This window comes from Aquincola tertiaricarbonis (assembly GCF_000969605.1).
GTDB lineage: Bacteria > Pseudomonadota > Gammaproteobacteria > Burkholderiales > Burkholderiaceae_C > Aquincola > Aquincola tertiaricarbonis.
In genome coordinates this window covers 78,825-99,878 of the sequence record NZ_JZUE01000005.1, presented here as the reverse complement: position 1 = coordinate 99,878, position 21,054 = coordinate 78,825, and the positions used below count along the sequence as shown (strand labels likewise).

The 21,054-nt window shown below is 71.2% G+C and carries 21 protein-coding genes; 9 read left to right on the top strand and 12 right to left on the bottom strand.

Features of this window, described 5'->3' with window-relative positions; translation table 11 throughout:
• Nucleotides 1-164: 164 nt before the first annotated feature.
• From VO99_RS07750 to VO99_RS07730, 5 genes are all read left to right on the top strand, one after another.
• On the top strand, nucleotides 165-635 hold the full coding sequence (locus VO99_RS07750; protein WP_046112258.1) for a tripartite tricarboxylate transporter TctB family protein: 471 nt from the start codon (nucleotides 165-167) through the stop codon (nucleotides 633-635).
• A gap of 10 nt (nucleotides 636-645) precedes the next feature.
• Nucleotides 646-2,151 carry a tripartite tricarboxylate transporter permease gene (locus tag VO99_RS07745; RefSeq protein WP_046112257.1) on the top strand — a complete coding sequence of 502 codons (1,506 nt, stop codon included), beginning with the start codon at nucleotides 646-648 and terminating at the stop codon, nucleotides 2,149-2,151.
• Between the two features lie 126 nt (nucleotides 2,152-2,277).
• Entirely contained in the window at nucleotides 2,278-3,204 is a 927-nt protein-coding gene (locus VO99_RS07740) for a DMT family transporter (RefSeq protein WP_046112256.1), read from the top strand.
• Between the two features lie 2 nt (nucleotides 3,205-3,206).
• Nucleotides 3,207-3,995 carry an SDR family oxidoreductase gene (locus VO99_RS07735; protein WP_046112255.1) on the top strand — a complete coding sequence of 263 codons (789 nt, stop codon included), beginning with the start codon at nucleotides 3,207-3,209 and terminating at the stop codon, nucleotides 3,993-3,995.
• A 27-nt stretch (nucleotides 3,996-4,022) separates the two neighbouring features.
• A complete protein-coding gene (locus VO99_RS07730) occupies nucleotides 4,023-4,667 on the top strand; it encodes a glutathione S-transferase N-terminal domain-containing protein (RefSeq protein ID WP_046112254.1) in 645 nt (214 codons plus the stop codon).
• A gap of 21 nt (nucleotides 4,668-4,688) precedes the next feature.
• Here VO99_RS07730 and VO99_RS07725 read toward each other — a convergent pair whose 3' ends face one another.
• Nucleotides 4,689-5,510, bottom strand: a complete 822-nt coding sequence (locus tag VO99_RS07725; RefSeq protein WP_046112253.1) for a carboxymuconolactone decarboxylase family protein — start codon at nucleotides 5,508-5,510, stop codon at nucleotides 4,689-4,691.
• An 86-nt stretch (nucleotides 5,511-5,596) separates the two neighbouring features.
• Between VO99_RS07725 and VO99_RS07720 the strand changes: the two genes are divergently transcribed.
• Nucleotides 5,597-6,511 (top strand): LysR family transcriptional regulator, encoded by a 915-nt coding sequence (locus tag VO99_RS07720; protein WP_046112252.1) that lies wholly within the window; start codon nucleotides 5,597-5,599, stop codon nucleotides 6,509-6,511.
• Between the two features lie 20 nt (nucleotides 6,512-6,531).
• Here VO99_RS07720 and VO99_RS07715 read toward each other — a convergent pair whose 3' ends face one another.
• Together VO99_RS07715 and VO99_RS07710 are read right to left on the bottom strand one after the other, a co-directional pair.
• Entirely contained in the window at nucleotides 6,532-7,455 is a 924-nt protein-coding gene (locus VO99_RS07715) for a DMT family transporter (RefSeq protein ID WP_046112251.1), read from the bottom strand.
• Nucleotides 7,452-7,757: a putative signal transducing protein gene (locus VO99_RS07710; RefSeq protein ID WP_046112250.1), complete on the bottom strand. Its 306-nt coding sequence runs from the start codon at nucleotides 7,755-7,757 to the stop codon at nucleotides 7,452-7,454. The genes VO99_RS07715 and VO99_RS07710 overlap by 4 nt, the downstream gene beginning before the upstream one ends.
• A 70-nt stretch (nucleotides 7,758-7,827) precedes the next feature.
• On the opposite strand from VO99_RS07710, the gene VO99_RS07705 reads away from it, so the two are divergent.
• Complete coding sequence (locus tag VO99_RS07705) at nucleotides 7,828-8,820, top strand: quinone oxidoreductase family protein (protein ID WP_257799100.1); 993 nt, start codon at nucleotides 7,828-7,830, stop codon at nucleotides 8,818-8,820.
• 18 nt (nucleotides 8,821-8,838) lie between these two features.
• Here the strand turns inward: VO99_RS07705 and VO99_RS07700 are convergent, their stop codons facing one another.
• The 7 genes from VO99_RS07700 to VO99_RS07670 form a co-directional block, all read right to left on the bottom strand.
• Complete coding sequence (locus VO99_RS07700) at nucleotides 8,839-9,507, bottom strand: histidine phosphatase family protein (protein ID WP_046112249.1); 669 nt, start codon at nucleotides 9,505-9,507, stop codon at nucleotides 8,839-8,841.
• Nucleotides 9,508-9,600: 93 nt separating this feature from the next.
• Nucleotides 9,601-10,122 (bottom strand): signal peptidase II, encoded by a 522-nt coding sequence (gene lspA, locus VO99_RS07695; protein ID WP_046112248.1) that lies wholly within the window; start codon nucleotides 10,120-10,122, stop codon nucleotides 9,601-9,603.
• A 2-nt stretch (nucleotides 10,123-10,124) separates the two neighbouring features.
• Nucleotides 10,125-10,427: a type II toxin-antitoxin system RelE/ParE family toxin gene (locus VO99_RS07690; protein ID WP_046112247.1), complete on the bottom strand. Its 303-nt coding sequence runs from the start codon at nucleotides 10,425-10,427 to the stop codon at nucleotides 10,125-10,127.
• Entirely contained in the window at nucleotides 10,424-10,648 is a 225-nt protein-coding gene (locus VO99_RS07685; RefSeq protein ID WP_046112246.1) for an addiction module protein, read from the bottom strand. The genes VO99_RS07690 and VO99_RS07685 overlap by 4 nt, the downstream gene beginning before the upstream one ends.
• 19 nt (nucleotides 10,649-10,667) lie before the next feature.
• Nucleotides 10,668-13,541, bottom strand: a complete 2,874-nt coding sequence (gene ileS / locus VO99_RS07680; RefSeq protein WP_046112245.1) for an isoleucine--tRNA ligase — start codon at nucleotides 13,539-13,541, stop codon at nucleotides 10,668-10,670.
• 232 nt (nucleotides 13,542-13,773) lie between these two features.
• Entirely contained in the window at nucleotides 13,774-14,730 is a 957-nt protein-coding gene (locus VO99_RS07675) for a bifunctional riboflavin kinase/FAD synthetase (protein ID WP_046112244.1), read from the bottom strand.
• A gap of 8 nt (nucleotides 14,731-14,738) precedes the next feature.
• Nucleotides 14,739-15,446, bottom strand: coding sequence for a 16S rRNA pseudouridine(516) synthase (locus VO99_RS07670; RefSeq protein WP_046112243.1), 708 nt, complete (start codon nucleotides 15,444-15,446; stop codon nucleotides 14,739-14,741).
• Nucleotides 15,447-15,585: 139 nt separating this feature from the next.
• Here VO99_RS07670 and VO99_RS28700 point away from each other — a divergent pair, with 139 nt between their 5' ends.
• Both VO99_RS28700 and VO99_RS07660 read left to right on the top strand, forming a co-directional pair.
• Complete coding sequence (locus tag VO99_RS28700) at nucleotides 15,586-18,396, top strand: TAXI family TRAP transporter solute-binding subunit (RefSeq protein WP_052736183.1); 2,811 nt, start codon at nucleotides 15,586-15,588, stop codon at nucleotides 18,394-18,396.
• Nucleotides 18,393-18,887: an OmpA family protein gene (locus tag VO99_RS07660; protein ID WP_052736182.1), complete on the top strand. Its 495-nt coding sequence runs from the start codon at nucleotides 18,393-18,395 to the stop codon at nucleotides 18,885-18,887. Before VO99_RS28700 ends, VO99_RS07660 begins: the two co-directional genes overlap by 4 nt.
• 9 nt (nucleotides 18,888-18,896) lie before the next feature.
• Here the strand turns inward: VO99_RS07660 and VO99_RS07655 are convergent, their stop codons facing one another.
• Together VO99_RS07655 and VO99_RS07650 are read right to left on the bottom strand one after the other, a co-directional pair.
• Nucleotides 18,897-19,895 (bottom strand): P1 family peptidase, encoded by a 999-nt coding sequence (locus VO99_RS07655; protein ID WP_046112242.1) that lies wholly within the window; start codon nucleotides 19,893-19,895, stop codon nucleotides 18,897-18,899.
• A complete protein-coding gene (locus tag VO99_RS07650) occupies nucleotides 19,871-20,980 on the bottom strand; it encodes a glycerophosphodiester phosphodiesterase family protein (RefSeq protein WP_052736181.1) in 1,110 nt (369 codons plus the stop codon). The genes VO99_RS07655 and VO99_RS07650 overlap by 25 nt, the downstream gene beginning before the upstream one ends.
• Between the last annotated feature and the right edge of the window lie 74 nt (nucleotides 20,981-21,054).

The following is a 21,054-nucleotide window of genomic DNA, read 5'->3' as shown; positions in this document are numbered from 1 at the left end:
GCGGCCCCCGCCATCGCTAAACCCTTGTCAGCGCTTGTTTCCCCGGCCTGGTCGAGTGGCGTTGCGCCGCTCATCTGTGATAAGGCATTACGTGGAATCCACAGGGGCCGTGCCGACCCCCCTGCCTAGAATCCGCCGCCATCAACGCATCGCAAGGAGACAGCGTGAAGATCAAGAGCCAGAAAGATTTCTGGTCGGGGCTGATGTTCGTGGTCGTGGGCATCGCGTTCGCCTGGGGAGCGACCAGCTACAGCTTCGGCGCCTCGGCGCGGCCGGGTCCCGGCTACTTCCCGTTCGGCCTCGGCATCCTGATGGCCGTCCTGGGCGCCATCGTGCTGTTCCAGGCCCTGACCATCGAGACCGAGACCGGCGACCCGATCGGCAAGTGGGCGTGGAAGCCGCTGATCATCGTTGTGGGTGCCGTGGCCGCCTTCGGCTGGCTGCTGCCGCACATGGGCATGGTCATCGCGCTGCCGCTGCTGGTGCTCATCTCGGCCTCGGCCAGCGACGAGTTCCGCCTGCGCGAGGCGCTCATCAACGCCATCGTGCTCACCGTCTTCTCCTGGCTCATCTTCATCAAGGGGCTCAGCCTCGTGATCCCGCTGTGGCCTTCCTTCATGGCCACCGGCGGCTGAGGTTCCTGACATGGACTTGTTGACCAATCTGTCCACCGGCTTCGCGGTGGCATTCACGATCGAGAACCTGCTGTACGCCTTCGGCGGCGCGGTGCTCGGCACGCTGATCGGCGTGCTGCCGGGCCTGGGCCCGGTGGCTACCATCGCGATGCTGCTGCCCTCGGTCTATGCACTCGACGCCACGCCGGCGCTCATCATGCTGGCGGGCATCTACTACGGCGCGCAGTACGGCGGCTCCACCACCGCCATCCTGATCAACGTGCCGGGTGAATCCAGCTCGGTGGTCACGGCCATCGACGGCTACCAGATGGCGCGCCAGGGGCGGGCCGGATCGGCACTGGCGGCCGCGGGCCTGGGCTCCTTCTTCGCCGGCTGCGTGGGCACCATCGTCATCGCGGCCTTCGCGCCGCCGCTGACGGAGCTGGCCTTCAAGTTCGGCCCGGCAGAGTACTTCTCGCTGATGGTGCTGGGCCTGATCGGTGCCGTGGTGCTGGCCTCGGGCTCGCTGCTCAAGGCCATCTCGATGATCATCCTGGGCCTGCTGCTGGGCCAGGTGAACACCGACGTCATCTCGGGCACGCCGCGCTTCTCGTTCGACATCCCCGAGCTCACCGACGGCATCAACTTCGTGGCCATCGCCATGGGCGTGTTCGGCTTCGGCGAGATCATCGCCAACCTGGGCCAGCCGGCCGAGAGCCGCGAGGTCTTCACCAAGAACGTGAAGGGCCTGTGGCCCACGAAGGAAGACTTCAGGATGGCCGCGCCGGCCGTGCTGCGCGGCACCGCGCTGGGCTCCATCCTGGGCGTGCTGCCCGGCGGTGGCGCACTGCTGTCGTCCTTCGCCTCGTACACGATGGAGAAGAAGCTGGCCGGTGCCAGCGGGCGCTTCGGCAAGGGCGACATCCGCGGCGTGGCGGGCCCCGAGTCGGCCAACAACGCCGGCGCGCAGACCTCCTTCATCCCGATGCTGACGCTGGGCATCCCGCCCAACGCGGTGATGGCGCTGATGGTGGGTGCGATGACCATCAAGGGCATCCAGCCCGGCCCGCAGGTGATGAGCAGCAACCCCGACCTCTTCTGGGGCCTGATCGCCTCGATGTGGATCGGCAACCTGATGCTGATCATCCTGAACCTGCCGCTGATCGGCATCTGGATCAAGCTGCTGACGGTGCCCTACCGCTTCCTGTTCCCGGCCATCATGTGCTTCTGCTGCATTGGCCTCTACACGCTGAACAACAACGCGTTCGACGTGTACATGGGCGCCGGCTTCGCGGTGGTGGGCTACATCTTCTACAAGCTGGGCTGCGAGCCCGCGCCGTTGCTGCTGGGCTTCATCCTGGGCCCGATGATGGAAGAGAACCTGCGGCGCGCACTGCTGCTGTCGCGCGGCGACTGGAGCACCTTCATGACGCGTCCGCTGTCGGCCGGCCTGCTGATCGCCGCCGCGCTGATGGTCGTCATCGTGCTGCTGCCTTCGGTCAAGAAGAAGCGCGAGGAAGCCTTCCAGGAAGAGTGACCGCGCGGCGCGCAGGTCATGCACAAGGGGCTGCTTCGGCAGCCCTTTTCCATGGCGGCCTGCAGCCTTCGCGATGCGGCAAGGCCTGCGGCGCATCCGGCTGCGCGCGTCTATAGTGCCCGGCCGATGTCCACGCCCCCTGCCGCCCCTGCCGTTCCCCAGCCCGCCGCTGCCGCGCCGGTGTGGCCCGGGCTGGCGCTGGCCAGTGCGGGTGCCATCGCGTTCTCCGGCAAGGCCATCGTGGCCAAGCTGATGTACCGCCACGGCGTGGATGCGGTGCAGGTGCTGTTCTTCCGCATGCTCATCGCGCTGCCGCTGTTCATGCTGCTGGCCTGGTGGGCCGGGCGTGGCAAGCCAGCGCTGTCGCGCCGCGACTGGGGCACGGTGGGTCTGCTGGGCTTCACCGGCTACTACCTGGCCAGCTTCCTCGACTTCATCGGGTTGCAGTACATCAGCGCCAGCCTGGAGCGGCTGATCCTGTACCTCAACCCCACCATCGTGCTGCTGATCGGCTGGCTGGTGTACCGCCGCCGCGTCAGCGGCAAGCAGGCGCTGGCACTGGCCGTGGGCTATGCGGGCGTGGCGCTGGTGTTCGGCCGTGAACTCAGCTTCGAGGGACCGCGCGCCGCGCTGGGCGCCGGCCTGGTGTTTGCCAGCGCGGTGAGCTATGCGGTGTACCTGGTGCTCAGCGGCGAGGCGGTGCGCCGCCTGGGCTCGGCCCGCCTGAGCGGCCTGGCCAGCAGCGTGGCCTGCCTGCTGTGCATCGCGCAGTTCTTCGTGCTGAAGCCGGTGGCCGCGCTGCAGGTGCCCGACGCGGTGCTGTGGATGAGCCTGCTGAACGCCACCGTGTGCACGGTGGCGCCGGTGCTGATGGTGATGATGGCCATCGAGCGCATTGGCGCATCGATGGCTTCGCAGGTGGGCATGATCGGGCCGATGAGCACGCTCGCGATGGGCGTGCTGATACTGGACGAGCCGTTCACACCCTGGCTGGCCGTGGGCACGGGCCTGGTGCTGGGCGGGGTATGGTTGTTGACGCGTTGGAGGCAGTAGCGATGGATCTGGGTGTGGCAGGCAAGTGGGCGCTGGTGTGCGCCGCCAGCAAGGGGCTGGGCAAGGGATGCGCCGAGGCGCTGGTGCGCGAAGGCGTCAACGTCACCATCACCGCACGCGGCGAGGAGGCATTGCAGGACACGGCGGCCGCGCTGCGTGCGCTGAATCCGCAGGTGGAGGTGCGCGCGGTGGCCGGCGACATCGCCACCGCCGACGGCCGGGCCGAGGCGCTGGCCGCCTGCCCGCAGGTCGACATCCTGGTGAACAACGCCGGCGGCCCGCCGCCCGGCGACTTCCGCAGCTGGGACCGCGAGGCCTGGATCGCCGCGCTGGATGCCAACATGCTCACGCCGATCGAGCTGATCAAGGCCACGGTGGACGGCATGGCCGAGCGCGGCTTCGGCCGCGTGGTCAACATCACCTCGGGCGCGGTGAAGGCACCCATCGACGTGCTGGGCCTGTCCAACGGCGCGCGCAGCGGGCTCACCGGCTTCGTGGCAGGACTGGCGCGGCAGGGCCGGCTGGCCTCGCGCAACGTCACCATCAACAACTTGCTGCCGGGCGCGTTCGATACCGACCGGCTGCGCAAGACCATGCAGGCCGGCGCCGCCAAGAGCGGCGTGGGCGTGGACGAGCTGGCCGATCGCCGGCGCATGGGCATTCCGGCGCAGCGCTTCGGCAGCGCCGAAGAGTTCGGCGCGGTGTGTGCCTTCCTGTGCAGCATGCAGGCCGGCTACCTGACGGGCCAGAACATCCTGCTCGACGGTGGCGCCTACCCGGGCACCTTCTGAGGCGCGCAAGGCGCGGGGAGCGCGACGATGGACCACGAAGCAAGCTGTGTGCTGTATGGCTATGACGGCAGCGGGTCGGCCGCGGTGGAAGCCGCGCTGGAGCTGGCCGGCCAGCCCTACCGGCGGGTGGATGCGGCCACCTGGGACGAGGCCTCCGCGCTGGAAGAGCTGCGCGGCGTCAACCGGCTGCAGCAGATCCCGGCGCTGCGCTGGCCCGATGGCAGCGTGATGAGCGAAAGCGCCGCCATCCTTGCCGAGCTGGGCCTGCGCCACCCGGACAGCGGCCTGCTGCCGCAGGCGCCGGCCGCCCGCGCGCAATCGCTGCGCGGGCTGGTCTACATCGTGGCCAACTGCTATGCGGCCATCGGCATCATCGACTACCCCGAGCGCTGGTGCAGCCCGGCCGAGCCGGCCCACTGCGATGCGTTGAAGGCCGGCGCACGGCAGCGCCTGCATGCGCTGTGGGAGGTGTTTGCCGACAGCTTCGAGGCCACGCCCTGGCTGGCCGGCGGGCAGCTCGGCGCGCTCGACCTGCTGGCCGCGGTGGTGTCCAAGTGGTCGGGCGCCCGCGCCCATCTGGCCACGCACCGGCCGGCCTTCGCGGCGCTGATGCAGCGGGTGGATGCGCATCCGGTGGTGGCGCCGGTGTTCGCGCGGCACTGGCCCGGCTAGCCGGGGCGGCACAGCGGCCGGTCAGGCGGCGGAGATCGACGCCCTTTCCGCCAGCACGTCCTGGACGACGCGCATCGCATTGAGCGCCGCCGGAAAGCCGGCATAGGCGGCGACCTGGATCACCACCTCCACCAGCTGCTCCGGCGTGCCGCCCACGTTCAGCAGGCCGTGTGCATGCACCCGCAGCTGCGGCGCGGCATGGCCCAGCGCACTGAGCATGGCCACCGTGGCCAGCTCGCGCTGCAGCAGGTCGAGCCCGCCGCGGGTGTAGACGTCGCCGAAGGCGAACTCGACGATGAAGCGGCCCAGGTAGGGCGCCACGCCGGCCAGCGACGCCACGACCTGCGTGCCCGCGCTGCCGTCGATGCGGCACAGCGCTTCCCATCCGGCCCGGTAGCGGTCGGCCGCGGCGGCGCCTGCGCCGGCCGGCGGGGCCGGCTGGTGCGGCACGCCCCGCTCGGTGAACACTTCCTGGGCGGCGAACATGCCGTTCAGGCCGGCAGGAAAGCCGGCATACACCACCAGGTGGATCATCAGCTCCACGATCTCCTGGCTGCTGCAGCCGGCATTCAGGGCGCCAGCGATGTGGAACTTGAGCTGCGGCCTGGCATGGCCCATCGCCGCCAGCGCGGCAACGGTGACGAGCTGGCGCTGCGGCAGCGCCAGCTGCGGCCGCGCGAGGACCTCGCCGTAGACGAAGCCGATGGCCAGCCGCGCCAGGTCGGGCGCCACGTCGCCGAGCGCCTCGACCAGGGACGGTGGCTCGCGGCCCTCCAGGCGCTGCAGCAGGGCCAGGCCCCGGTCGTACGGGGTGGGTGGGGGAAGGGTGTGAGGTGATGTCATGCCGCCACCGTAGCGCCGCCGCCAACAGGGCGCCAATGCCTTTTGCCTGATACCTTTGCGGCATCACCCCTTCGACGGAGCAGCATGTGGCACAGCCGCCCAGCCTCAGGCAGTTGCGGTATTTCGTGGCCGTGGCCGAGGAACTGAACTTCCGGCGCGCAGCGGAGCGGCTGTTCATCACCCAGCCGCCGTTGAGCCGGCAGATCCAGGCGCTGGAAGCGATGCTGGGCGCCCGGCTGCTCGACCGCGACCGGCGCGGCGTCCGGCTCACGGAGGCCGGCGAACGCTTCCTGGAGCAGGCACGTGCGCTCGTGCGCGGCCTCGACCAGGCGGTCAGCCGCTTCCAGCCCGCCGCCGGCCGCAGTGCGCTGCGGCTGGGCATCACCACCGTGGTGGACGTGAGCCTGTTCGCCGGCATCGGCGATGCCTTCGAGTCGGAATGGCCCGGCCTGCCGCTGCGCATCCGGCGGCAGCTCTCGTCGCAGCTGATCCGCGACCTGCACCGCGGTGCGCTCGACGCCGCCGTCATCGGCCTGCCTTCGGCCACGCAGGGCCTGGTCACCGAACACCTGGGCGACGACCCGCTGGTGGTGTGCCTGTCGTCGGCCCACCGCCTGGCGCGGCGTCGGCGCATCCGGCTGCTGGACCTGGCGCAGGACACGCTGTTCTGGTTCGACCGCAAGCTCAACCCTGCCTACTTCGAGCATTGCGAGCAGGTGTTCGCGCGGCTGGGGTTCGATCCGCCGCGCCTGGCCGAACCCGCGGAGCATCCGGTGCTGCTGGGCCTGATCGCCCAAGGCCGCGGCTTTGCGTTGGTGCCCCAGTCCCTGAACACCGTCCGGCGCCAGGGGGTGGTGTTCCGCCGCCTGGAAGAGGAGTCGGCGCTGTGCATACGCCTGGCCGCGGCCCGGCCCGCCGGTCCCGTGGCGCCCGAGGTGCAGGCGCTGGTGGCGGCCCTGAAACGGGTGTTTCCCAAGGCCGGGGCCGGCGCCGGTGCCTGAAGCCGCCCGCGGCGGCCGCGCTATCGCCTGGACGACACCACGATGCCCGCCACGATCAGCGCGAAGGCCAGCGCGTGGTAGGCCTGCGGCGGCACGCCCAGCAGCAGCGCCTGCAGCAGCGCGGCGAACAGCGGCGTCAGGTTGATGAAGAAGCCCGCGGTGGAAGGGCCCACCGCCGCCACGCCGCGGCCCCAGCACAGGTAGGCCAGGATCGAGGGACCCAGCGCGATGTACACCAGCGTGAGCGCGGTGGCCAGGCTCCAGTGCACCTGCGTGGGCACCAGCGCGGCTTCCAGCAGCGCGGCACCGCCGGCCCAGCCCAGGCCGAACAGCGTCTGGATCAGCATGAAGCCCCACCAATCCCAGGCCGGGCGCTGGTCGCCGGCCATGGAGGCCGGCGGCTTGGCCAGCATCCAGCTGTAGAAGGCCCAGCTCAGCATGGCCAGCAGCATCAGCAGGTCGCCCGGCACGAACTGGATGCCGGCCAGCGATGCCAGCTCGCCGCGGGCCAGCACCAGGGCCACGCCCAGCAGCGACAACGCCGCGCCCAGCAGGCCGCGGCCGGTGGGGCGCTGGCCGTAGAACAGCGCGCCGACGATCATCATGCACACCGGCGAGCTGGCCGTGATGAGCGTGACGTTGAGCGGCGTGGAGGTGGTGAGCGCCACGTACTGCAGCGCGTTGTAGGCGCCCACGCCGGTCAGCCCCAGCAGGGCCAGCGGCTTCCAGCGCGCCAGCACCTGGGCCCGCGCGGCCGGGGTGCCGATGGCCTGCCAGCCCAGCGGCAGCAGCACCATCAGGGCCAGGATCCAGCGCGCCGCATTGATCATCACCGGCGGCACGATGCCCACCAGCATGCGACCGGCGACCGCATTGCTGGCCCACAGCAGGGGAGGTAGCGTCAGGAGGAGGGCGGTGCGGACATTCAGGGACTGCGCGGTCATGCCGGCATCATCGCACCGCAGTTCCAGCACTGTTCGAAGCCGCCTTCGATGGACTCGCCACAGCCGCGGCAATGCCAGTGGCGGCTGGGCCGGGCGCGCAGTTCGGCCAGCAGCGCGCGGGCCCGGTCGTAGTGGCTGTCGTCGGTCAGCCAGACCTCGGGCAGGGCCTGGTCGGGCGGGATCTCGCCGGCAATGCCGCTGGTGAAGGCGCGCTGCACCGTGGCCGGTATGCCGCCCTGGCAGAGCCAGTCGGCCCACAGCGTGGCGATGGCGAGGTTGGGTGCAAGGTCGAGTCTGCGCATGGCCTGCAGGGTACGTGCAAGCGCGGCAAGATGGCGCTCCTTGTCCCACAGACGTATCGAGGAGACCGCCTTGCCCACCACCGCCCCTGCCATCCAGATCACCGAGTACGGTGGCCCCGAGGTCATGAAGCTGGTCGACGTGAGCGTCGGCGAGCCCGGCCCCGGCGAGCTGCGCATCCGCCACCAGGCCTGCGGCCTGAACTTCATCGACGTCTACCAGCGCACCGGCCTGTACAACAACCCGCTGCCGCTGACGCTGGGCATGGAAGGCGCGGGCATCGTGGAGGCGGTGGGCGAGGGCGTCACCCACCTGCGGCCCGGTGACCGCGCGGCCTACGCCAGCCAGCCGCCCGGTGCCTACAGCCTGCTGCGGGTGATGCCGGCCAAGTGCGTGGTGAAGCTGCCGGAGGCCATCAGCTTCGAGGAAGGCGCGGCCATGATGCTCAAGGGGCTGACGGTGCAGTACCTGCTGCGCAAGACGCAGCCGGCGGGCGGCCTGCAGCCGGGCGACCATGTGCTGTTCCATGCGGCGGCCGGCGGCGTGGGCCTGATCGCCTGCCAATGGGCCAAGGCCATGGGCCTGCAGCTGATCGGCACCGCCGGCAGCGACGAGAAGTGCCAGCTGGCGCTGGACCACGGCGCGGCCCATGCCATCAACTACCGCAGCGAGGATTTCGTTGAGCGCGTCAAGCAGATCACCGGCGGCGCCGGCGTGAAGGTGGTGTACGACTCGGTGGGCAAGGACACTTTCGTGCGCTCGATGGACGTGCTGCGGCCTTTCGGCCTGCTGGCCAACTTCGGCAATGCCTCGGGCAAGGCGCCGCCGGTGGACCTGGGCATGCTGGCGGCCAAGGGCTCGCTGTACGTCACGCGGCCCACGGTGTTCACCCACCTGGCCACGCGCGAATCCACCCAGGCCATGGCCGACGACCTGTTCGACATGGTGGCCCGCGGCGCGGTCAAGGTGCCCATCGACCAGCGCTATCCGCTGGCCGAGGCCGCGCAGGCGCACCGCGAGCTGGAATCGCGCGCCACCACCGGCTGCAGCATCCTGCTGCCCTGAGGCGGCCCGCCCCGGCGCTCAGGTGTAGGTGGCCCACCCGGCGCAGTCCGGGTGCTCGAAGTGCGGCAGGCCGTTGTAGCTCAGCAGCATGTGGCGCCTGGGCGTGAAGGCGAACTCGGTCACCGAGCAGTTGCGGATGCGCAGGTTCAGCTCGATGGTGGTCTCGGCCGAGGTACCCAGCACATGGCCCACCGCGGTGGCGATGGGCCCGCCGCTGGACACCAGCAGCACGTCGCCGGCGTACTGGCTGCGCACATGGTCCAGGGCGCTGGTCACGCCTTGCAGGAAGTCGGCATAGCTCGGCATGCCCACCGGCTGCGTCTGCCCGCGCATCCAGCGCGCCAGGCCGTCGCGCAACAACCGGAAGTGGTGGCGGATCAACTCCGGCGTGTCGGGCACGGCCAGCGGCTGGGTGTGGAAGGCGCCGATCACCGCGGCGGCGTCGTACTCGTTCAATCCTGGCCAGGCCAGCGGCTGCAACGGCGCCTCCAGGCCTTCGACGATCCCTTCGAAGGTCTGTACATGCCGGCGCAACGTGCCCACCAGCGCCGCCTCGAAGCTGATGCCCTTGGCACGGAAGTATTCGCCCAGGCGCACCGCCTGCCGGCGGCCCAGCGGGCTCAGCTGGTCGTAGTCGTCGGCGCCGAAGGACGCCTGGCCGTGCCGGATGAGGTGGAGGGTGCCCATGCGCCGATTCTGCGGCGGCTGCGCGCGGGCGCGCGTCGCGAAAGTGTCAGGACCTCCCAGCTCGCTGCGCTCGCGGCCCCAAGGGCGGGTGGATCAGCGGCTGCTTCTCACCCGGCGCAGCTCATCCACGATCAGGCTGATGGCGCCCAGCGTGATCGCGCTGTCGGCGATGTTGAAGCTGGGGAAGTACTTGCCGCCGGCATGCACCTGGATGAAGTCGACCACATAGCCGTGCAGGGCGCGGTCCACCACGTTGCCGATGGCGCCGCCCAGGATCATGGCCAGCGCGAAGCAGAACAGCTTCTGCCCCGGGTGCTTCTTCAGCATCACCAAGATGAAGACCGACACCACGCTGGCCAGTCCGATGAAGAACCAGCGCTGCCAGCCCGAAGCCCCAGCCAGGAAGCTGAATGCCGCGCCGGTGTTGTGCACCCGGACCACGTTGAAGAAGGATGTGACGGTGCGGCTGTCACCCAGCTGGAAGTAGCCGAGGATGAGCGTCTTGGTGAACTGGTCCAGCAGGATGATGACCACCGCCAGCCCCAGCCAGACGGCCAGGCTGGGGGCGGACGAGGACGACGACTTGGAGACGGCGGGGGAACGTTTGGCGGCCATGTTCAATGTGATGTCAGGCGGCCGAACACCTTGGCCGGATCCTGCGCGGTGTGAAAGACGAGCAGCACGGTGAGCAGCCGATCGTCCGCAGTGAAGTACGCGTGGTACGGAAAGCGGCGGACCACCACACGACGGAAGCGGCCCTCCAGCAGTGGAAAGCTTTCGGGTGAATGCAGCGCGGGCAGCAAGGCTGCCTCCACCGCTGACTCCAGCTGCGCACCCAGGCCGGCGCGACGAGCGTCGTACCAGCGGCAGGCGCGGCGCAGGTCGTCGAATGCCTCGGGCGTGAAGACCAGCGCCCTCATCGAGCCGCTTGCAGCCGCCGTTTCACCTCGTCCCAGGGAACGGCCGCGCCAGGATCGGCTTCATGCTTGCGGAGCCGATCCTGCAGCTCGGCGCCGATGGCCGGGTGCAGCGGCGCATCTGCGGTGCTGTCGGCCACGCTGTCCCAGAGCTGTTCGATGAGCGCCAGCCGGTCAGCGACCGGCAGGTTCAACAACGCGCTGTAGTCGGCAGGCTGTCGCATGGCAATTCCTTCGAGCAGATCACGCAACTGTACGACGCTCACCCTCGCCATACAGGTTGCTCGTGCAGCGCCCGCAGATCGTCGGGTGGGCCGTGTCGACGCCGACGTCGTCGCGCCAGTGCCAGCAGCGCTCGCACTTGGTGGCGGTGGACGGCGTCACTTGTATGGACAACTCGTCGGCCGCCGCCAGCACGGCTTCGGACGTGATGAACACGAACTTCAGGTCGTCGCCCAGTGACGCCAGGATGGCATGGTCCTCGGCGGGCGCGCCCACCGTCACCGTGGCCTGCAGCGACGAGCCCACCGCGCCTTCGGCCCGCACCGCCTCGATCGCCTTGTTCACTGCGTCGCGCACCGCATGCACCCGGTTCCACTTGGCGATGAGGCCTTCGTCGGCCTGCGGCAGCGACCAGTAGTGCTCCACGAAGATGGTTTGCTTGCCGCCGAACACGCGCCACGCTTCCTCGGCCGTGAAGCTGAGGAAAGGCGCCATCCAGCGCAGCATCGCCTGGGTGATGTGCCACAGCGCGGTCTGCGCGCTGCGCCGGGCAAGGCTGTCGGGCGCGCTGGTGTACAGGCGGTCCTTCAGCACGTCGAGGTAGAAGGCGCCCAGGTCTTCGCTGCAATACACCTGCAGCTTGGCCACCACCGGATGGAACTCGTACTTCTCGTAGTGGGCCAGGATCTCGGCCTGGAACTGCGAGGCACGCGCCAGCGCATAGCGGTCCACCTCCAGCATCCGCTCCAGCGGCACGGCCTGCGTGGCGGCGTCGAAGTCCGACACGTTGGCCAGGAGGAAGCGCAGCGTGTTGCGGATGCGCCGGTAGGCATCCACCACGCGGGCCAGGATCTTGTCGTCGCCGGCGATGTCACCGGAGTAGTCGCTCGCGGCCACCCACAGCCGGATGATCTCGGCGCCCAGCTTCTTGGTGATGTCCTGCGGGTCGATGCCGTTGCCCAGCGACTTGCTCATCTTGCGGCCCTTGCTGTCCACGGTGAAGCCGTGGGTCAGCAGGCCGCGGTAGGGCGCGCGGTCGAACAGCGCGCAGGCCAGCAGCAGCGACGAATGGAACCAGCCGCGGTGCTGGTCGTGGCCTTCCAGGTACAGGTCGGCCTCGGGGCCGCTCTGGTGGTGGCCCGGATGCTCGGCGGTGCCCTGGTGGGTGCCGCGCAGCACGTGGAAGAAGGTGCTGCCGGAGTCGAACCACACTTCCAGGATGTCGCTGCTCTTGGCGTAGTGCGGTGCGTCGTCGGCGCCCAGCATCTCCTCGGGCGTGACGCGGCTCCAGGCCTCGATGCCGCCGGCCTCGACGATGGCCGCGGCCTGGTCCAGGATCTCCATCGTGCGCGGGTGCAGCTCGCCGGTCACCTTGTGCAGGAAGAACGGGATCGGCACGCCCCAGCTGCGCTGGCGGCTGATGCACCAGTCGGGCCGGTTGGCGATCATGTCGTGCAGGCGGGCGCGGCCGTTCTCCGGGTAGAACTGGGTCTGCTCGATCGCGTCGAGCGCCAGCTGGCGCAGCGTCTTCGGCGCCTTGTCCTGGGTGAACACGCCTTCGCCTTCGTCCATGCGGATGAACCACTGCGCCGCGGCGCGGTAGATCACCGGCGTCTTGTGGCGCCAGCAGTGCGGGTAGCTGTGGGTGATGTCGTGCGTGACCAGCAGGTGGCCGGCATCCTTCAGCGCCTGGATGATGTTCGGCACTGCCTTCCAGATGTGCTGGCCGCCGAACAGCGGGAAATCGGCCGCGTACACGCCGTTGCCCTGCACCGGGTTGAGGATGTCCTCCACCTTCACGCCGTGGGCCAGGCAGGAGTTGAAGTCGTCCAGGCCGTAGGCGGGCGACGAGTGCACGATGCCGGTGCCGTCGTCGGCGGTGGCGTAGTCGGCCAGGTACACCGGGCTCAGCCGGTCGTAGCCCGGGTGCACCGCGGCCAGCGGATGGCGGAACTGCAGGCCGTCGAGCGCGCGGCCCTTCACGGTGGCCAGCACCGTGCCGTGCAGGCCGTAGCGTTCCATGCACTTGTCGACCAGGGCCGAGGCCAGCAGCAGCACGCCGCGCTCGGTGTCCACCAGGCTGTAGTCCAGCTCGGGGTTGAGGTTGAGCGCCTGATTGGCCGGGATGGTCCACGCGGTGGTGGTCCAGATGACGACGAAGGCCGGCTTGGGCAGCGCCGACAGGCCGAAGGCCGCGGCCAGCGCGGCCGGGTCGGCGGCCGGGAAGGCCACGTCGATGGTGCTGCTCTTCTTGTCGGCGTATTCGATCTCGAACTCGGCCAGCGACGAGCCGCAGTCGAAGCACCAGTACACCGGCTTCTGGCCGCGGTAGACGAAGCCGCGCTCGATCACGCGCTTGAAGGCGCGGATCTCGCCGGCCTCGTTCGCGAAGTCCATCGTGCGGTAGGGGCGCTCCCAGGTGCCCAGCACGCCCAGGCGCTTGAAGTCGGTGCGCTGCTGGTCGATCTGTTCGGTGGCATAGGCACGGCTCTTGGCCTGCATCTCGTCACGGCTGAGGTTGCGGCCGAACTTCTTCTCGATCGCGTTTTCGATCGGCAGGCCGTGGCAGTCCCAGCCGGGCACGTACTGAGCGTCGAAGCCGGCCAGCTGCCGCGCCTTGACGATCATGTCCTTCAGGATCTTGTTGACCGCATGGCCCATGTGCAGCTGGCCGTTGGCGTACGGCGGGCCGTCATGCAGCACGAACAGCGGCGCGCCGCAGCGGGCATCGCGCAGCTGCTTGTAGGTGCCTTCCTCGTCCCAGGCCTTGACCCAGCCCGGCTCGCGCTTGGGCAGGTCGCCACGCATGGGGAAGGGCGTGTCGGGCAGGTTGAGGGTGGCGCGGTAGTCCGTGGCGGCTGCCGCGGCGGTGGAGTTGTCGGTCTTGTCGGTCATGGCGCTTGCCGCACCCGTGCTGCGGGTGCGCTCGTGGCATCAGGGCAAAGTGGGGCGGTGCCACCGGGGCAGGTCGCTGGCCGGCAGGGGTGCGGCAGCAGCGGCCGCGGCCACGGTAGCGGCGGCAGGATCAGCGCGCGCGCCGAATTCGGTCGCGCGTGGTCTGCCGGCGGCCGGCGGCATGCCAGCGCAGCAGATCGAGCAAAGTCCGGTCGGTGGCCATCGGGGGATTCTAGGTGGCAAGCCGGAACCAGGCCCGCGCATCGGCTTCGTCGCGGGCGATGCCGGCCTTCAGGGCCTCGAGCGACTCGTACTTGCGCTCGTCGTGCAGCTTGTGCAGCAGCTCCACGCGGATCACGCGGCCGTAGCCTTCGTCCAGGTCGAGCGGCCATTCCAGGCAGTGGGTTTCCAGCAGCACGCGGCCGGCGTCCTCCACCGTGGGCCGCACGCCCAGGCTGGCCACGCCGGCCAGCGGGCCGCGGCCCAGGCCGTGCACCCGCACGACGAAGATGCCGGCGGCGGCCGGCAGCCGGTGGCCGAAGCGCAGGTTCAGCGTGCGGAAGCCCAGCTCGCGGCCCAGCTTGCGGCCGTGCACCACGTGGCCGCTGATGCTGTAGGGGCGGCCCAGCAGCGCGGCGGCGCGCGCCATGTCGCCGGCGGCCAGCGCCAGCCGCACGGCCGAGCTGCTCACGCGCAGGCCGTGCACCTCGTAGCTCTGCATGCGCGCCACGTCGAAGCCCAGTTGCGGGCCGGCGGCGTCCAGCATGGCGTAGTCGCCGGCGCGGCGGGCGCCGAAGCGGAAATCGTCGCCCACCAGCACGTAGCGGGCATGCAGGCCGTCGGCCAGCACGTCGTGCATGAAGGCTTGCGGCGGCTGCGCGGCGAAGCCTTCGTCGAAGCGCAGCACCACCGCCTGCTCGATGCCGCAGCGCTCCAGCTCGGAGAGCTTGTCGCGCAGCGTGGCGATGCGCGCCGGCGCCTTCTCGGGCGTGCCGGCCTTCATCGCGAAGAAGTCGCGCGGATGCGGCTCGAAGGTGAGCACGCAGCTGGGCACGCCGCGGTGGCGGGCCTCGTTGTTCAGCAGGGCCAGCATCGCCTGGTGGCCGCGGTGCACGCCGTCGAAGTTGCCGACGGTCAGCGCACAGGCGGGGGCGATGTCGGGGTGGTGAAAACCGCGGAAAACGCGCATGGCCGGGATTATCGCGGTGCCAGCAGCGCGGCGCGTTCCTCGCTGGACACCCAGCGCCACAGGCCGGCGGCCGGCCCGTCGGCCAGCGTCAGGCCGCCGATGGCGCTGCGATGCAGGCCCTCGCAGCGGTTGCCCACCGCGGCCAGCATGCGCTTGACCTGGTGGTACTTGCCTTCGGTCAGCGTCAGCCGCAGCGCGTGTTCGCCGGTGGCTTCGCAGGCGGCGGCGCGCACCGGCTGGGGGTCGTCGTCCAGCACCACGCCGGCCAGCAGCTTGTTGACCTGCGCTTCGTCCACCGGGTGCCTGGCCGTCACCTCGTACACCTTGGGCACATGGTGCTTGGGCGAGGTGAGCTTGTGGATCAGCGTGCCGTCGTCGGTGAGCAGCAGCACGCCGGTGGTGTCCTCGTCCAGCCGGCCGACGGGCTGCAGGCCCCGGGTGCGCAGCGGCGCGGGCAGCAGGCTCAGCACGCTGGGGTGGTGCTTGGGCTTCTGCGAGCATTCGTAACCCGCCGGCTTGTTCAGCAGCACCAGGGCGCTGGCGTGGAACTGCCACTCGCGGCCCTGGACGGAAAAGCGCAGGCCGTCGGTGTCCACGTCTTCGTCGGGATCGTCGGCCACCCGCCCGCCGATGGACACCAGGCCCTGGCCGATCAGGCCCGCGCACACCCGCCGGGTGCCGAAGCCTTGCGTGAACAACACCTGAGCCAAGCGCACAGCATCTCCTTGCGGCCCGCCGCGGAGCCCAACATGCATGAGGGGCGGGAGTGTAGCCAGCGGTTTCATCCGACATCCGCCGGGGCAAAACCTGCGTACGCTCCGGCAGGTACGCAGTAACGCAGTGGAAGAGGACGTGATGGCCGAACAGGCAGGTGGCAAGTCGACGGGATCTTCGCAACAGCAGCCGGACGACTTCACCGCGGCCATCGAGGCTTTGATGTCCCGCGTGGCTGCCGCCGCGCGCGCCGACGACGGCCGGGCCCAGGCCGGTGCGGCAGAACTGAAGGTGGACCTGGCGGTGGACGCCGAGGGCCGCGTGGCCGGTCAGGCCAGGCCCGCGGAGCCGACGACGGACATGGTGCAACTGGCACCGCTGCAGCCCGCGCCGGATGCGGCGGCGCAGGCCCGGGCCGCGCAGGACGAGGCGCACCGGGCCCAGGCAGCCCGGAAGGCGCATGCCGAGCGGGAAGCCGAGGAGGCGCGTCGGGCCGAGGCGTCGAAGGCCGAGCAGGCGGCGCGTGAGGCTCGGCGGGTCAAGGCCGAGCAGGACGCGCAGGCCGCCAGGGCGGCCGAAGCAGCGCGCAAGGCCGAGGCCGAGATGGCCGCACAGGCTGAAGTGCAACGCAGGGCGCGCCTGGCGCAGGAGGCAGAAGCCGCCCGGCAGGCAGAAGTCCTGAAGGCCGAGCACGCCGCGCAGGAAGCCCGGCGGATCGAGGCCGAGCAGGAGGCCCGGGCCGCCAAGGCGGCCGACGAAGCGCGCAGGGCCGAGGCCGCCAGGGCCGAAAGGGCGGAGGCAGAGCGCCAGGCCCGCGCCGCGCGGGAGGCTGAAGAAGCCCGCCGAGCGGAGGCGCTGAAGGCCGAGCAAGCTGCGCGAGAGGCCGAGCGGGCCAGGGCGGAGCAGGAAGCGCGAGCTGCCAAGGCGGCCGAGGAAGCCCGCCAGGCCGAGGCCGCAAAGGCTGCGCAGGTGGAAGCAGAACGCAGGGCACGCCTGGCGCAGGAGGCGGAAGCCGCTCGCCGGGCGGAGGCGTTGAAGGCCGAGCAAGCTGCGCGCGAGGCCGAGCGGGCCAGGGCCGAGCAGGAAGCCCGAGCTGCCAAGGCGGCCGAGGAAGCCCGCCAGGCCGAGGCCGCAAAGGCTGCGCACGTGGAAGCGGAACGCAGGGCACGCCTGGCGCAGGAGGCGGAAGCCGCTCGCCGGGCGGAGGCGTTGAAGGCCGAGCAAGCTGCGCGCGAGGCCGAGCGGGCCAGGGCCGAGCAGGAAGCCCGAGCTGCCAAGGCGGCCGAGGAAGCCCGCCAGGCCGAGGCCGCAAAGGCTGCGCAGGTGGAAGCAGAACGCAGGGCACGCCTGGCGCAGGAGGCGGAAGCCGCTCGCCGGGCGGAGGCGTTGAAGGCCGAGCAAGCTGCGCGCGAGGCCGAGCGGGCCAGGGCCGAGCAGGAAGCCCGAGCTGCCAAGGCGGCCGAGGAAGCCCGCCAGGCCGAGGCCGCCCGGGCCGAAAAGGCCGAGGCAGAGCGCAGAGCCCGCGCGGCGCAGGAGGCCGAAGAGGCCCGCCGAGCAGAGGCGCTGAAAGCCGAGCAGGCCGCGCAAGAGGCCCGGCGGGTGAAGGCCGAACTGCAAGCGCAGGCTGCAGCGCGCGAGGCCGAGGCTGCCAAGGCCGTGCAGGCTGAAGCGGAACGCAAAGCCCGCGCGGCGCAGGAAGCTGAACGGGCCCGCCAGGACCAGGCCCGGCGAGACGAGCAGGCCGCGCAAGAGGCCCAGGCCGCCCAGGCAGCCCACGCCGCCGAGCCCCGCCTGCTGCCCGATCCGCCAGCCGGCGCCTCGCGCGCAGCCGGACACAAGCCGGTCTTCCGCGCGCCGCCGTCCGGGCCTGCGCCAGCCTCGCCGCCAACCGGGCGCCACACGGGCTGGCAGCGCTGGACGGCGGTGCCTGTGGCAGCGGTGGCGCTGGGCATCGCCTTCTGGCTGTGGCCGTCGCCGCCGGGTACTTCCACCGATCCCATGGACGGCCTGGAAGCGCCCAGCGCCGGATTGCCGGCGGCCCCGCCGCCGGTGCCGAATCCCGCGCCGGCCGTCACACCGCCGGCGCCCGCGCCGGCCGCCCTGGCGCCGCCGCTGGAGGTGCTGGCCGATGCCGATGCCTCCACCGACCAACGCATGGCTGCCGAGCTGGGCCGCGCGCTGGCGGCCGAGGGGCTGGCGCCGGGCGCGGCGCCGCTGGCCATCGTGCGCTATGACGCGCTGCAGATCGCTCCCGCCGCCTGGCGGGTGGTGGCGCCGCTGCATCTGCAGCCGGTGCTGGCCCTGGTGCGGGCGGATTCGCCGCTGCGCAACCTGCAGGCGCTGCGCGGCCAGCGCATCAACACCGGGCTGCTGGATGGCGCGCGGGCGCAGTCGTCGCTGGTGCTGTACCGCCGGCTGTTCGGCGAGGAGCTGCCGCTGTCGGCCGTCACCTCGCTGGGCCGTGACGCCGCCATGGTGGCGCTGGCCCAGGGCAAGCTGGACGCGGTGCTGCTGATGGACGGCCAGCCGTCGGCCTGGCTGGCGTCGCTGCCTTCGGGCACCGCCGCCGGCCTGCGCCTGCTGCCGCTGGACAGCGCCAGCGACGCCGGACGCCGCGCGCTGAAGACCTACCTGCCCACCGAGGCGGCGCTGCCCGGCGGCGGCGCGCCGGTGCCTACGCTGGGCGTGATGTCGTACCTGGTGGCCACCGACGCGGCCGCCTCGCCCGAGGCGCTGGCCGCCGTGGCGCGCGGCCTGTGCGCCCGCCTGCCTCAGCTGCAGCGCGAAGGCCATGCCAAGTGGCGCGAGGTGCGCCCCGGCCTCGACCTGCCCGCGCCGCGGCCCATGCCGCCCGCCGTGCGCGCCGCCTGGCGTGCCTGCAGCGGCGGCCCCGACAGCAGCGCCGCCCGCCCCGCACCTGCTTCGACAGCCTCTCCAGGAGCCCGCTCATGACCCTGCCCGCCCAACGTCCCGCTCTCCAGCGCCGGTCCCGCCTGCGCGCCGCGGCCGCCGCCTGCTGCTGCAGCCTGCTCGCCGCCGCGGCCTTCGCCGCCGATCCCCCGGCCGGCCCGGTGGAAAAGGTGGCGGTCAAGGCCGTCGCCCGCTTCCACTTCGACCGCACCGATGTGCTGCCCGCCGACCAGCAGACGCTGCTGGCCGAGGTGGCCAAGATGAAGGACGTGACCTGGCAGAGCGTCTCGGCCCGCGGCTACACCGACAACGTGGGCACCGACGCCTACAACGAGAAGCTCTCCCAGCGCCGGGCCGATGCGGTCAAGCGCTTCCTGGTGGGCAAGGGACTGGAACCCGGGATGATTGCCACCGAAGGCCTGGGGCCGCAGTCGCCCGTGGCCGACAACGCCAGCGCCGCCGGCCGGGCGCAGAACCGCCGCACCGAGGTCACCTTCGAAGGCGTGCGGCCCACCTCCGTCGCCGGCCGCTGAGCCGGCGCTTCAGCCCAGCTCGCGCCAGGCCGGCAGGCCCGGCAGGCCGGTGGCGGCGCGCACCGCGTTGAGCACCGCCCGGGCCACCACCTCGGCCGCCAGCGTGCCCAGCACCGACATCGGCGGGGCGGCGGCGGCGGTGCCGGTGGCCAGCGCGAACAGCGTGTCGCCGTCGCTGGCGGTGTGCACCGGGTTGATGCTGCGCGCCAGCCCGTCGTGCGCCACGGTCGCCAGCCGGTTGGCCTGAGGCTTGGTCAACACCGCATCGGTGGCCACGATGCCCAGCGTGGTGGCACTGCCGGTGGCTGGCACCTGCACCGCCAGGCCTTCGACGATGCTGCGCGCGCTGTGCTGCAGCGCCATGCCGTCGCCGGTGCGTGCGCCAGCCAGCGGCTGGCCGGTGGCCGGATCGATGACGTCACCGATGGCATTGACCGCCACCATCGCCGCGACCGTCACGCCATGCGCCTGCAGCGATGCACTGCCGATGCCGCCCTTCATCGCGCGGCCGATACCGAACAGCTTGCCCACCGTGGCGCCGGTGCCGGCGCCCACGCAGCCTTCGGCCTCCGGCTGGGATGAGGCCGCCTCGCAGGCTGCCCAGCCGGCCGCCGCATCGGGCCGCGCCGTGGGCGCCAGCCACAGGTCGAACAGCACCGCGGCCGGCACGATGGGCACGCGCGCCGGACCCACCGGCAGGCCGTGGCCCTGGGCTTCCAGCCAGCGCATCACGCCGCCGGCCGCATCCAGGCCGAAGGCGCTGCCACCGGACAGCAGCAGCGCATGCACCCGGTCGACCAGGTTGTCGGAGTGCAGCAGGTCGGTCTCGCGGGTACCGGGGGCGGCGCCCCGCACGTCGGCCCCGCATACCGCGCCGCCGGGCGGGCACAGCACCACGCTGCAGCCGGTGGGGGCGCCTGGCAGCGTGTGGTGGCCGACCCGCAGGCCGGCCACGTCGGTCAGGTGACCGGGAAAACGCTCGATCAGGCGTGGGACGGCTTCAGGCATGCGGCCACTGTAGCGGCGCGCTGGCGACGCCGCGCGGCCACGCCCAGGCCGGCCAGGCCCAGCGCCATCAGCGCATAGGTCTGCGGTTCGGGCACCGAGGCCACGTAGGCCTGCACGCCGGCCACGGCCAGGTCGGGGTAGTTGCTGAACACGCCGTCCATGCCCATTTCCAGGTAGCGCTGGTACTCGGCGGCGGCCAGGGCCTTGTCGGGCTGGCCGAAGGTCCAACCGTGCACTTCCAGGCCGGCGGCGTGGGCCTGGTCGATGAAGGCCTTGCTCAGCGGCGCGGCCGCATAGTTGATGACCATGCCGATGCCGTCGGCAAAGCTCGCCACTTCGGCCAGCGACAGCATCTGCACGCTGCCGCCCGCGCCGAACACGCCCACTCGCGCCACGCCGTCGCCGCCGGTCAGTGCCGCGCCCAGCAGCACCAGCTTCATGTCCTGGCCCTGGGCCTGCTGCTTGGCCTCGATGCTGCGCAGCGTGCCGTCGCTGAAGGACTGGATGTACACCTTGTCGGCGGCGCGGCCGTAGCCGTTGGCCGTCAGCGTGGACAGGATCTGGTCCTCCATCACCGGGTCGGCCTGCTTGGCCTCGGGGTAGATGCCCACGGTGCGGCCGACCAGCGCGCTCTGCTGCTTGGCGAAGCTGATCACCTCCTGGAAGGTGGGCACGTCATAGCGCGGGTTGGCCGGCGTGAAGCCCGGGTACACCGACTTGGCGGTGCCACCGGCCGGCGGCACCACCGTCAGCGTCTTGATCTCGGCCAGCGTGAAGTCGCTGACCTTGTAGCCGCCGTTGCGCGGCACGAACCACGAGGCCACGTTGGTGGTGCGGTGCAGCGTGTCGTCGTGCAGCGCCACCAGCTGGCCGTCCTTGGTCAGCTGCAGGTCGGGCTCGATGTAGTCGGCGCCCATCTTGATGGCCAGCTCGTAGGCGGCCAGCGTGTGCTCGGGCAGGTAACCGCTGGCGCCGCGGTGGGCGATGACGATGGGGTTGGCGGCCTGCGCGGCGGGCGCGATGGCCAGCAGCGCGGCCAGCGTGAGGCCGGCGAGCACGAAGCCCTGGCGGATGGTGACGTTCATGGGGTACTCCTGGCGATCTTGTGGCTGTGCAATGCAAACAGGCCCGCTTTGGGCGGGCCTGCCGGCAGCTTGCC